General features: G+C 62.8%; 15 protein-coding genes. 5 read left to right on the top strand and 10 right to left on the bottom strand.

Annotated features, from left to right (window positions below; genetic code table 11):
- Positions 1–62: 62 nt before the first annotated feature.
- Genes coaA through hisB form a run of 9 tightly spaced genes read right to left on the bottom strand, consistent with a single transcriptional unit; the run spans position 63 to position 5,803 of the window.
- On the bottom strand, positions 63–1,022 hold the full coding sequence (gene coaA / locus NKI08_RS12595) for a type I pantothenate kinase (RefSeq protein ID WP_352451662.1): 960 nt from the start codon (positions 1,020–1,022) through the stop codon (positions 63–65).
- 18 nt (positions 1,023–1,040) lie between these two features.
- On the bottom strand, positions 1,041–1,367 hold the full coding sequence (locus NKI08_RS12590) for a phosphoribosyl-ATP diphosphatase (RefSeq protein ID WP_352451663.1): 327 nt from the start codon (positions 1,365–1,367) through the stop codon (positions 1,041–1,043).
- Between the two features lie 36 nt (positions 1,368–1,403).
- Positions 1,404–2,198: an imidazole glycerol phosphate synthase subunit HisF gene (gene hisF, locus NKI08_RS12585; protein ID WP_023677537.1), complete on the bottom strand. Its 795-nt coding sequence runs from the start codon at positions 2,196–2,198 to the stop codon at positions 1,404–1,406.
- Positions 2,195–3,031 carry an arginase family protein gene (locus NKI08_RS12580; protein ID WP_352769592.1) on the bottom strand — a complete coding sequence of 279 codons (837 nt, stop codon included), beginning with the start codon at positions 3,029–3,031 and terminating at the stop codon, positions 2,195–2,197. The genes hisF and NKI08_RS12580 overlap by 4 nt, the downstream gene beginning before the upstream one ends.
- Complete coding sequence (hisA, locus tag NKI08_RS12575) at positions 3,028–3,777, bottom strand: 1-(5-phosphoribosyl)-5-[(5-phosphoribosylamino)methylideneamino]imidazole-4-carboxamide isomerase (RefSeq protein WP_352769590.1); 750 nt, start codon at positions 3,775–3,777, stop codon at positions 3,028–3,030. Before hisA ends, NKI08_RS12580 begins: the two co-directional genes overlap by 4 nt.
- 2 nt (positions 3,778–3,779) lie before the next feature.
- A complete protein-coding gene (locus NKI08_RS12570) occupies positions 3,780–4,070 on the bottom strand; it encodes a DUF1330 domain-containing protein (protein ID WP_352472581.1) in 291 nt (96 codons plus the stop codon).
- Between the two features lie 3 nt (positions 4,071–4,073).
- Entirely contained in the window at positions 4,074–4,724 is a 651-nt protein-coding gene (gene hisH, locus NKI08_RS12565) for an imidazole glycerol phosphate synthase subunit HisH (protein ID WP_352769586.1), read from the bottom strand.
- Position 4,725: 1 nt separating this feature from the next.
- Positions 4,726–5,199 (bottom strand): DUF2628 domain-containing protein, encoded by a 474-nt coding sequence (locus NKI08_RS12560; protein WP_352451667.1) that lies wholly within the window; start codon positions 5,197–5,199, stop codon positions 4,726–4,728.
- Between the two features lie 4 nt (positions 5,200–5,203).
- Positions 5,204–5,803, bottom strand: a complete 600-nt coding sequence (hisB, locus tag NKI08_RS12555; RefSeq protein WP_352769582.1) for an imidazoleglycerol-phosphate dehydratase HisB — start codon at positions 5,801–5,803, stop codon at positions 5,204–5,206.
- Positions 5,804–6,028: 225 nt separating this feature from the next.
- Between hisB and hslV the strand changes: the two genes are divergently transcribed.
- From hslV to NKI08_RS12530, 5 genes are all read left to right on the top strand, one after another.
- On the top strand, positions 6,029–6,580 hold the full coding sequence (gene hslV, locus NKI08_RS12550; protein WP_352472584.1) for an ATP-dependent protease subunit HslV: 552 nt from the start codon (positions 6,029–6,031) through the stop codon (positions 6,578–6,580).
- On the top strand, positions 6,570–7,112 hold the full coding sequence (locus NKI08_RS12545) for a GNAT family N-acetyltransferase (protein WP_352769579.1): 543 nt from the start codon (positions 6,570–6,572) through the stop codon (positions 7,110–7,112). Before hslV ends, NKI08_RS12545 begins: the two co-directional genes overlap by 11 nt.
- A 4-nt stretch (positions 7,113–7,116) precedes the next feature.
- Complete coding sequence (locus tag NKI08_RS12540) at positions 7,117–7,713, top strand: DUF2585 domain-containing protein (RefSeq protein WP_352769577.1); 597 nt, start codon at positions 7,117–7,119, stop codon at positions 7,711–7,713.
- 4 nt (positions 7,714–7,717) lie between these two features.
- Positions 7,718–9,031: an ATP-dependent protease ATPase subunit HslU gene (gene hslU, locus NKI08_RS12535; RefSeq protein ID WP_352769574.1), complete on the top strand. Its 1,314-nt coding sequence runs from the start codon at positions 7,718–7,720 to the stop codon at positions 9,029–9,031.
- Positions 9,032–9,213: 182 nt separating this feature from the next.
- Positions 9,214–10,173: a DUF1402 family protein gene (locus tag NKI08_RS12530; protein ID WP_352769571.1), complete on the top strand. Its 960-nt coding sequence runs from the start codon at positions 9,214–9,216 to the stop codon at positions 10,171–10,173.
- A 247-nt stretch (positions 10,174–10,420) separates the two neighbouring features.
- Here the strand turns inward: NKI08_RS12530 and NKI08_RS12525 are convergent, their stop codons facing one another.
- The gene (locus tag NKI08_RS12525) at positions 10,421–11,650 is read right to left on the bottom strand and encodes an NAD(P)/FAD-dependent oxidoreductase (RefSeq protein ID WP_352769685.1); all 1,230 of its coding nucleotides are present in this window, start codon (positions 11,648–11,650) and stop codon (positions 10,421–10,423) included.

Here is an 11,650-nt window from a genome sequence, read left to right as displayed (position 1 = left end):
GCAGATCAGGCCCGACAATAGAAAGACTGGGTTAAGATGACTTTAAGGAATGTCCCGGGATTTCACAGTTTCCTGAGCGCCACTTCCTCGACCAGATGGTTGGCGCCCTTGCGCAGGATGAGATCGGCTCGGGCGCGGGTCGGCAATATATTCTCGCGCAGATTCTTCAGGTTGATGTTGGTCCACAGGCCCTCGGCGATGGCGCGGGCCGCATCTTCGGAAAGTTGCGAATAGCGGTGAAAGAAGGAGGCCGGGTCGCGGAAGGCGGTTTCGCGCAACCGCATGAAGCGGGCGATATACCAGTGATGGATCAGCGCCTCCTCGGCATCGATGTAGATGGCAAAGTCGAAGAAATCCGACAGGAAAGGCACGATCTTGCCATCCTTCGGCAGCTTGCCCGGCTGCAGGACGTTGATGCCCTCGAAGATCAGGATGTCCGGCCGGTCGATGGTCTGGAACTCGCCCGGGATGACGTCATAGGTCAGGTGCGAATAGACCGGCGCGCGGACGTTGCGCTGCGCCGATTTGATGCCGGACAGGAAGCGCAGCAGCGCGCCGACGTCGTAGCTGTCCGGAAAGCCCTTGCGCTCCATCAGGTTGTTGCGGCGCAGGACTTCGTTCGGCAGCAGGAAACCATCGGTGGTGACTAGGTCGACCTTGGGACTTGACGGCCAGCGCGCCAGCAGCTCCTTCAGCACGCGCGCCGTGGTCGATTTGCCGACCGCGACGGAACCGGCAATGCCGATGATGAACGGTGTCTTGGCCGCGTCCAGCGCGTTGAAGAAGGCCTGGCGCTGCCTGAACAGGAGTTGACTGGCTTCGACATGAGCCGACAACAGCCGCGACATCGAAAGATAGATTCGCTCGACCTCGTGGAGATCGACCGGATCGTTCAGCGACCGCAGACGACGGACCTCGTCCTCGGTGAGCGTCATCGGCGTATCGGCGCGGAACCGCGACCATTGCTCGGCCGAGAAGAAACGATAGGGTGAATACTTCTCGGTAGGAGCGAGCTGGTCCATCGAGTTCCTCCGCAGCGATCAGCCCCGGTCCAGCCGAGACGCCTTTTCGGCGATGCCCGAACGACCGGTGCGGCGTTCAAGCTCGTTGAGCACATCGCTCAGCGGAATGCCCGCTACGCCGAGAACGACAAGCCAATGATAGATGAGATCGGCGCTTTCCGAAACAAGCGCGTCCCGGTCGGCGCTGACGGCTGCGATCACCGTTTCGACTGCCTCTTCGCCGAGTTTCTGCGCTGCCTTGCTCATGCCACGCTGAAAGAGCTTGGCCGTCCACGAATCCGGATCGCCGGAACGTGCGCGTTCGCCAATAATCTTCTCCAGATCGGAGAGCGAGAACTCGGTCATGACGGCGTTTACAGCCTCTTCTTAGCCGGAAAGGCTCTAGGACCGATTACCCGGCGAGTCCAGCCGCATCGGCAGTCCGGCCTGAGCCATGTGCAGCTTGGCTTCGGCGATGCTGTAGGTGCCGAAATGGAAGATCGACGCCGCCAGCACCGCGCCGGCATGGCCGTCGCGAATGCCTTCGACAAGGTGGTCGAGCGTGCCGACGCCACCGGAAGCGATGACCGGCACGCGTACGGCATCGGCGACCGCGCGGGTAAGGGCTATATCATAGCCGGCCTTGGTGCCGTCGCGGTCCATCGATGTCAGCAGGATCTCGCCGGCGCCGAGGTCGACCACTCGCCGAGCGAACTCGACGGCGTCGATGCCGGTCTTCTCGCGGCCGCCATGGGTGAATATCTCCCAGCGATCAGCCTCGCTCGCAGCGGACACTTTCTTGGCATCGATAGCGACGACGATGCACTGGTTGCCGAATTTGTCGGCAGCCTCGGCGACAAAATTTGGGGTCTTCACCGCCGCCGTGTTGATCGACACCTTGTCGGCGCCGGCCAGTAGCAGCTTCCTGATGTCGGCGACCTGACGGACGCCACCGCCAACGGTCAGCGGCATGAAACATTGTTCGGCGGTGCGGGCGATGACATCGAAAATGGTCTCGCGGTTTTCCGACGAGGCGGTGATGTCGAGAAAGCAGAGCTCGTCGGCGCCGGCCGCGTCATAGGCTTTTGCCGCTTCGACGGGATCGCCGGCATCGACCAGGTCGACGAAATTGACGCCCTTGACGACACGGCCGTTCTTGACGTCGAGACAGGGGATGACGCGGGCTTTCAGCATCAGATCCTCTCGATCGCCGCAAGAAAGTCGACAAGCAGCTGGCCGACGACGGGCGGAACTTCGGACTGGGAATCAAAGGCCGGGTCGTAGGCCGAGAGCGTCACGCCGACAATCGGGATTGACCTGGCCAGTCCGCAGGCAAGCTGCCGCAGCTGTTCCGGACTCGGGCCGCCCGGGTGCGCGTAGCGGTTCACCTGCAGCACATCCGGATCGAGGACATCCAGGTCGAGATGCAGATGCGCCCGCACAGTCCCTGTCGCCGTGAGCTTTCCGATCATATCGAGTGCACCGGCACATTCGGTGCGCACGATCGGCAAAGTTTCCAGCAGTCGCTTTTCGTCGGGATCGAGGTCGCGGGCATCGACCAGCATGCAGCGCGCCGGGTCTATCGGCCGGAACCCCGGAATTGCTGCCGCCATCGGATGCCAGCAGAGCCCGAGCGTCGCCGCCAGCGCCATGCCGTCGAGAAAGCCGTAGGCCGACGTCTCCGGCGTGTTGAGATCGCCATGCTGGTCGATCCAGATGATCGAATCCGCCGCTTCGCCGGCAACCGCACCGGCGGCGGTCAGGCAATTTCCAGCAAGGATAATGGGGAAGCGTCCTCCATCGCGGGCGAGGTTAACCTTGGTCGCGACGGCGTTGCAGACGGCGAAGCCGGTTGCAATTTCGCGCCCCTGCTCGTCTCCGACCTTGCCGATATCTTCGACGGCGACGTCATGGCCAGCCACGGTCAGGGCTTCGACCAGCCTACCGCCGACGATGGCGTCCGGCCCCTGGCCGCACCCCTCGTGATAATGCCCGCTGTCGTAGGGAGCAACGATAATCGAGACCTTCACGTTTCACTCCCTGCCATCGGTTTCCCACGCAGGATCGCCAATGCCTCGGCCGGGTCGATGCGGCCGTCGTAGAGGGCGCGGCCGGAGATCGCGCCTTCGAGCTTGCGGGCATCGGGCATGGTCATGCGCACGATGTCGGAGATCGAGGCGAGCCCGCCCGAGGCGATAACCGGGATCGACACCGCGTCGGCGAGATCGATGGTGGCGTCCCAGTTGATGCCAGTCAGCACACCGTCGCGGTCGATATCGGTGTAGATGATGGCGGCGACGCCGGCACCCTCGAATTTCCTCGCCAGTTCAATGACGCCGAGGCTCGAAGCCTCAGCCCAGCCTTCGACCGCGACCTTACCGCCCTTGGCGTCGATGCCGACAGCGATCTTGCCCGGGAATGCCTTGCAGGCCTGCCTGACCAGATCCGGATCGCGGACCGCCACGGTGCCAAGAATGACGCGGGCCAGCCCACGGTCGAGCCAGTCCTCGATCTGCGCCAGGGTGCGGATGCCGCCGCCGAGCTGCACCGGATTGCTCGTCGCCTTCAGGATGGCGCCGACCGCGGCGCTGTTGACGCTCTGGCCCTTGAAGGCGCCGTTGAGGTCGACGACGTGCAGCCATTCGAAGCCCTGCTCTTCGAAGACGCGCGCCTGAGCGGCGGGATCGTCATTGTAGATGGTGGCGGTCGCCATGTCGCCATGCCTGAGGCGCACGCATTTGCCGTCCTTGAGGTCTATCGCCGGAAACAGAAACACCTTCAGGCGCCTTCGACGATGACAAAGTGGCCGGTCGAGCCGGCGAGCCTGTACTTCAACGCCTCCTGGTATTCAGGCGAGCCGTAGCATTCCAGCGCCTTTTCATAGGATTCGAATTCCACCAGCACGTGCCGATTGCCTGCCGGTCCTTCCGGGCTGGTGTACCGCCCGGCGCGCACCGGGAACTTCGCGCCGTATTTCGCGAAAGCCGCGGCATTGGCCTCGATATATCGCTTGTAGATCTCGGGATCGCGGACATCGACCATTGCCATCCAATAGCCCTTCTTGCTCATGGTTCAGGGCCTCCAGCCTAGGAAATTGGTGATCAGCGCCAGGCCCAGCGCCTGGCTCTTCTCGGGGTGGAATTGCGTTCCGGCGAGGTTGTCGCGAGCGACAGCGGCCGTTACCGGGCCGCCATAGTCGGCAACCGCCAGCACCTCATCCTCCTTCCGTGCATCGAGATGGTAGGAGTGGACGAAATAGGCGTGCAGTCCCTTGCCACCCGTCGCAATGCCGGAAAACAGCGGATGCTTGCGCTTCAGGTCAATCGTGTTCCAGCCGATCTGCGGGATCTTCAGTGTCGGATCGGCCGGCGTGATCTCCTTGACGTCGCCGGCGACCCAGCCAAAGCCCTTTGTGACGGTCTTTTCCAGGCCTCGCTCCGACATCAGCTGCATGCCGACGCAAATGCCGAGGAACGGCCGAGCCTTGGCGATCGCCACCTCCTCGATCGCTTCCCACATGCCGGCGACCGCACGCAGTCCAGCGGCGCAATCGGCATAGGCACCGACGCCGGGCAGGACGATGCGGTCGGCGGTCCTGACCCGCTCGGCATCGGCGGTGAGTTCGATCGCGGCGGCAATGCCGGCTTCATGCGCGGCACGCTCGAAGGCCTTGGTGGCCGAGCGCAGATTGCCCGACCCGTAATCGATGATCGCTACCCTCATCTCAGGGCTTTCCCGGAATATGGTTCAGCCCCAGCGCCAGGCCCATCTGCGCCGACCGGGCATGTGCTGCGTCTGGGACGATGCGTTGCACCGTCGGTTGTTCATCCGACTGAGCATCGGCTTCCAATGCATAGCGGAGGTCTGCGTCGTCGAGCCTGTCGGCCTCGACCACGCCCCATTCATGCCAGCCGCGACGGCGCAGGGCTGCGATCCGCAAGCCCTGCCCTTCCAGTCCGACAAAGAGCATGACAAGCAGGGATAAAAGCGAGCCGGTTGTTTCTAGGTCCAGCCTTTCGCCTAGCATCGAGAGCAGGCCCATGGCGACAAACGCCAATGCCGCCTCGACCCACAGCCGGTGCCAGGCCAGCCACAGCGGCGGCACCAGGAAGCCGAGCCAGGCAAAGCCGTCACGGATAAAGGTAGTGTCCACGCTTTCGCTGCGGCCTGGCGGCTTCATCACGACATAGATGGCCATGACGCTATCCTTTCAGGGATCCCTTGGTGGAGGGAACCGCGTCCGGCTGGCGCGGGTCGCGCTCAAGCGCCGAACGCAACACACGCGCCACGGCCTTGAAGCAGGTCTCGGCGATGTGGTGGTTGTTGGCGCCGTAATGATTGGTGACATGAAGCGTGATGCCGGCATTCTGCGCCAGCGCGTGGAAGAATTCGCGCACCAGCTCGGTGTCGAACGTACCGATCTTCGGCGACGAGAACGAAACATTCCAGACCAGAAAAGGCCGGCCGGAGACATCGATTGCCGCCCGCGTCAGTGTCTCGTCCATGGCGAGATCGATCGAGGCGTAGCGCATGATGCCGCGCCGCTCGCCCAACGCCTTGGCCAGCGCCTGGCCGAGCGCGATGCCCGTATCCTCGACCGTGTGGTGGTCGTCTATGTGCAGGTCGCCCTTGGCCTTCACGGTCATGTCGATCAGCGAATGGCGCGACAACTGGTCCAGCATATGGTCGAAGAAGCCGACGCCCGTCGAAATGTCGGATTTACCCGAGCCGTCGACCTGAACCGACACGGCGATGTCGGTTTCCCTGGTCTTGCGGCTTATCTCGGCGGAACGGGGCGCCATGACCTCATCCTTGTCTCAGATTTGCACGGTTCAGGCGTTCACATGCCTGAAAACGAAAGCCTTCTAGCAGCATGATCCGGCGATTGCCAGTTACCGCTGCGGAGCACAGTCCGGCCCGGCGGATGGCCGGTTTGCAATCATCCGGCCTATGCATACATATGGCCGATCAAGTCACTCGTAACGCGCCGATCGCCTCGATGGGATCGGTGCTGATCGGAGCAGAAAATGTCGAATGAACTGACCATGCATGCCACGACCATCCTGACCGTGCGCAAGGGCGGCAAGGTGGTGATCGCCGGCGACGGCCAGGTCAGCCTCGGCCAGACCATCATGAAGGGCAACGCCAAGAAGGTGCGCCGCATCGGCAAAAGCGGCAACGTCATTGCCGGCTTCGCCGGGGCCACCGCCGATGCCTTCACGCTGCTGGAGCGGCTCGAAGCCAAGCTCGAACAATATCCCGACCAGCTAACACGTGCCTGCGTCGAGCTCGCCAAGGACTGGCGCACCGACCGTTATTTGCGCCGGCTGGAAGCAATGATGCTGGTGGCCGACAAGTCGGTGTCGCTGGCGCTGACCGGCACCGGCGACGTGCTGGAGCCCGAATTTGGCGTCATGGCCATCGGCTCCGGCGGCAATTACGCGCTGGCAGCGGCACGCGCTTTGATGGACAGCGACAAGGGCGCAGAGGAGATCGCCCGCAAGGCGATGCAGATCGCGTCAGACATTTGCGTCTACACAAACAACAACTTCGTCGTCGAAACCCTCGATGCCGCCTGAGCGGAGCCTCCGCTATGGTTTTCGGCCGGTGATCCAGAGGGACCTGCCGATGATCGCCGGCTGGCTTGCCGAGCCGCATGTCGCCGAATGGTGGAACGACCCAGAGACCGAGATTGCGGAGATCCGCGAGCATATCGACAGCATTTCGGTCGAGCCGCTGATTATCGAGCTCGACGGAAAGCCCATCGGCTATTTGCAGAGCTACGATCCGCATCTGGAGGACGGCCATCCCTATAGCGACCAGCCGTTCGGCACGCTCGGCATCGATCTGTCGATCGGCGTGCCGGGGCTTGTCGGGGTCGGCCACGGCTCGGCGATCGTCCGGCAGTTCGTCGAGCAGCTTTTCGAGGAAGGTACGCCGCGCGTCATCATCGACCCGGACCCCGCCAATGCACGGGCTATCCGTGCCTATGAAAAGGCCGGTTTCAGGGCTATCGATCGCAGGAAGTCGGAATATGGCGATGCCGTGCTGATGGCGATTGATGCCCCAGAGGGTGACGCCGGACAGGGTGACGCAAAAGAGGGGCAATAGCAGCATGAGCGTATCCAGCGACAAAACCGTCTCGGCCTACGGAGACAGCTGGCGAATGGGGCTTCTGCTGGTTCTCGGCCTGGTCATCTTCCAGGCCGGGGTCCTCTACGGCATGGGGCGGACGCCGATCTGTACCTGCGGCTATGTCAAGCTGTGGCACGGCATTGTGCAGAGCTCCGAAAATTCCCAGCATATTTCCGACTGGTACAGCTTCTCGCACATCATTCACGGTTTCCTGTTCTATGCGCTGGCGTGGTTCCTTTTCCCGCGCTCGCCGATCGGGCTCAGGCTGGCCTTTGCGGTGGTGATAGAGGGCGGCTGGGAGTTGCTCGAGAACAGCCCTTTCATCATCGACCGCTATCGCGCCGGCACGATCTCGCTCGACTATTATGGCGACAGCATCATCAATTCGGTGTCCGACACGCTGGCCATGGTGCTGGGGTTTGTCATGGCGCGAAGGCTTCCTATATGGGTGATCGTGACCCTCGCCCTCATCTTCGAATTCGGTGTCGGCTATCTCATCCGGGACAATCTGACACTCAACGTGATCATGCTGCTGCATCCGTTCGAGTCCATTCGGCAGTGGCAAAGTGGAATTTAGTGACATGAGCACCTTCTCTCCCCGCGAAATCGTTTCGGAACTCGACCGCTTCATCATCGGCCAGAAAGACGCCAAGCGTGCCGTGGCGATTGCCTTGCGCAACCGTTGGCGCCGCCAGCAGCTCGAGGGCCAGATGCGCGAAGAGGTGATGCCGAAGAACATCCTGATGATCGGCCCGACCGGTGTCGGCAAGACCGAGATTTCACGCCGCCTGGCACGCCTTGCCGGTGCGCCTTTCGTCAAGGTCGAAGCCACCAAGTTCACCGAGGTCGGTTATGTCGGCCGCGATGTCGAGCAGATCATCCGCGATCTGGTCGAGATCGCCATCGGGCTGGTGCGCGAGAAGATGCGCGAGGACGTCAAGGCGCGTGCCCACATCAACGCCGAGGAACGGGTGCTCGAAGCGCTCGTCGGCAAGACGGCGAGCCCGGCCACCCGCGACAGTTTCCGCAAGAAGCTGCGCGACGGCGAACTCGACGACAAGGAGATCGAGATCGAAGTGGCCGATACCGGCAATGGCGGCATGCCTGGCTTCGAGATTCCCGGCATGCCGGGCGCCAATATCGGCGTGCTCAACATCAACGACATGCTGTCGAAGGCGATGGGCGGCAAGAAGACCAAGTTGCGCAAGACGACCGTCAAGGAATCCTACGGGCTGTTGATCAGCGACGAGTCCGACAAGCTGCTCGATCAGGACGAAGTGGTGCGCAAGGCACTCGAATCGACCGAGAATGACGGCATCGTCTTCCTTGACGAGATTGACAAGATCGCCTCGCGCGAAGGCGGCATCGGTGCCGGTGTTTCGCGTGAAGGTGTGCAGCGCGACCTGCTGCCGCTGGTCGAAGGCACCACGGTTGCGACCAAATATGGACCGGTGAAGACCGACCACATCCTGTTCATAGCCTCGGGTGCGTTCCACGTCGCCAAGCCCTCCGACCTGCTGCCGGAATTGCAGGGCCGCCTGCCGATCCGCGTCGAGCTGCGGGCGCTGGAGAAGGACGATTTCGTCCGCATCCTCACCGAGACCGAAGCCAGCCTGATCAAGCAGTATATCGCGCTGATGAAGACCGAAGGCGTCGACCTGGTCTTCACCGATGACGCGATCGATTCGTTGGCCGGCATCGCCGTGGACCTTAACGCCAGCGTCGAGAATATCGGCGCCAGGCGGCTGCAGACGGTGATGGAACGGGTGCTGGACGATATCTCCTATGACGCGCCGGACCGCAACGGCACCTCGGTGACCATCGATGCCGCCTATGTCGAGAAGCATGTCGGCGACCTCTCCAGAAACACGGACTTGTCGCGTTTCATCCTGTAGGAGACGCTTCATTCTCGAAGCGGGTCGGGGAATTGCTCCCGGCCTCCCCAATTTGGCCCAGCATTCCCGATGTGTGGCCAAATGGAAGCATCCGGCAAGCTTTCGTCCCGTCGGGTGCAGGCGTCTCTCGACTCCCGGTGGAGCATTACCTAGTTTGCCGGCGACTATTTGGGCGGCGGCGCATGAAAAAACTGATCCTCGTCATTTTGGGGCTGACGCTGGCGGCAGCCATGTTCGCCGCGCAAGCGGCAACGATGGTGCCGCCGGGCAACCGCAACACCGAGCAGCCCGACATACCGGGCGCTTCGAGCCGGCGCACCCAGGCGACCAACACCACCTTCCAGGCGAAATACCGCAAAGTCTTTGCGCTGCTCCAGAACGATGCCGAGTTGCGCGGCAAGATCAAGCAGGCAGCCGCGGCCTATGGCATCGACCCAATGCATATCGTCGGCGCCATCGTCGGCGAGCACACCTACAATGTCGATGCCTACGACCGGCTGCAGACCTACTACGTCAAGGCGATTTCGTATCTGTCGAGCAAGCTCTCCTTTGCCTATGATGGCGAGGACATCTCCGATTTCGTGCAGCGGCCGCAATTTGCGAAATGCGCAGGGAAGTCCGACAGCTACGATCTTTGGGAGTGCCGCGAACAGGTGTGGAACCGGTCGTTCCGCGGCAAGACCGTCGACGGCGAGAGCTTTCCCAACGACCGCTTAGGCGCTACTTTCTTCCAGCCTTATTATGCCGGGCAGACTTTTGGCCTTGGCCAGCTCAATCCGCTGACGGCGCTGCAAATGAGCGACCTCGTGCACAGGGTTTCCGGCCTGCCGGAACTCGACGTCGGCGATCCCAACGCGGTCTACAAGACCATCATGGATCCTGACCTGACACTGCCTTATGTCGCAGCAACAATCCGGAAATCGATCGACGCCTATAGAAGCATTGCCGGCTTTGACATCTCAGGCAATCCCGGCATCACGTCGACGCTCTACAATGTCGGCAACCCCGAACAGCGCGCCTATGCGCTGAAGGCCGAGAACGACAAGCGCCGCGCTGCGGGCGAGCCGGAAAAACTGCCCGAGGAAAATTACTATGGCTGGCTGGTCAACGACAAGCTGCCGGAGCTGAAGGCGCTGTTTTAAGGCGAGCGTCGAGATTCAGGTCTCACCCACTCTTGGGCGTTGGCGCCGCCCCTCATTGCCCTGCCGGGCATTTCTCCCCGTTTAGTGACGGGGAGAAAGAAGCCTGCGCCGATGGTTTCGCCAATCTCGAATGCCGCAGAAAGGGCGCCAACGCTCGTGACAGCCCCTTCTCCCCGTCACTATACGGGGAGAAGATGCCGGCAGGCAGATGAGGGGCGGCGCCCAACCTCGACATTTGGCGCGGCGTTCATGCCGCCAGCAGCGACTTCAGCTTGATCGCCTGCGAGCCCAGCGCTTCCGGCGGCGGCTTTGCCTGCTTTGCAATCAGCATCTCGGCCAGCCTGATGTCGCGCGCGACCGCGTTGCCGGGGCCAATGCCGCTTGCCGCAACCAGCCTGCCGTCCTCGGCGAGGTGGAACAGGATGAAGGCGCCGTCGCCGAGGTCGCGGCGCACGATGCTGCGGCCTTCGTCCGACAGGCCGGCGATCTGCAAGGTCAGGCCGTACTGATCCGACCAGAACCACGGCACCGCCGCATGGGACTCGCCGGCGCCAAGCATATTCCTTGCGGCGAGCGCGCCCTGCTCCTGTGCATTACGCCAGGCTTCGAGCCGCACGCGCCTGCCGCCATAGATGGCGAGCGGAAACGAACAGCAATCGCCGGCGGCAAAGATATCCGGGTCGCTGGTGCGAAGCTCGGCGTCGACGGCAACACCATTGTCGACGGTCAGCCCCGCCTCCGCGGCAAGTCCGGTCACCGGCACGGCGCCGATGCCGATCACGGCAAGATCGGCGACAATGTCGTGTCCACCGGCGAGCGCGATGCGCACTTCGGCGCCATCATCGGCAATGGCGGCGATGCCCTCGCCGCACAGGATTTTCACGCCTTCCGCTTCATGCGCATGATGGATAACCCCAGCGATCTCGGCGGGCACGCCGCGCATCAAGATGCGCGGCTGCGCCTCGATGATGGTGACCGCGGCACCCAGTCTGCGTGCCGCCGCGGCAAGCTCAAGCCCGATGAAGCCGCCGCCGACTATGGCGATGCGATTTCCGGCGCTGAGATGGGCGCGAATGGCCAGCGCGTCGTTGAAGGTCCGGAGGTAGACGCAGCGCCCGCCAAGGCCCGGCATAGGCAGCTTGCGCGGCACCGAACCGGTCGCCAGCAGGAGCTTGTCGTAGGCCAGGGCGGAACCGTCCGAGAGGCGCACGACATGCGCCTCTCGGACGATCGCCACCGCCTGGACCGAATGGATATGCCTGATCGATCTTTCGGCCAGAACCGCCTCACTGGCGATCGCCTTGATCAGGGGCGCGTCGGCAACCATCGCGTCTTTCGACAGCGGCGGGCGCTCATAGGGCAGATGCGGCTCGTCGCCGACCAGCGTCACCGGGCCATCATAGCCGAGCTCGCGCAGCGCAAGGGCGGCGCGCCCGCCGCATTCGCCGGCGCCGATGATGACCATTCCCTTCGTCAT

Origin of the sequence: Mesorhizobium sp. M0768, assembly GCF_040320195.1 — a bacterium.
GTDB lineage: Bacteria > Pseudomonadota > Alphaproteobacteria > Rhizobiales > Rhizobiaceae > Mesorhizobium.
This window is presented reverse-complemented; position numbering and strand designations above follow the sequence as displayed.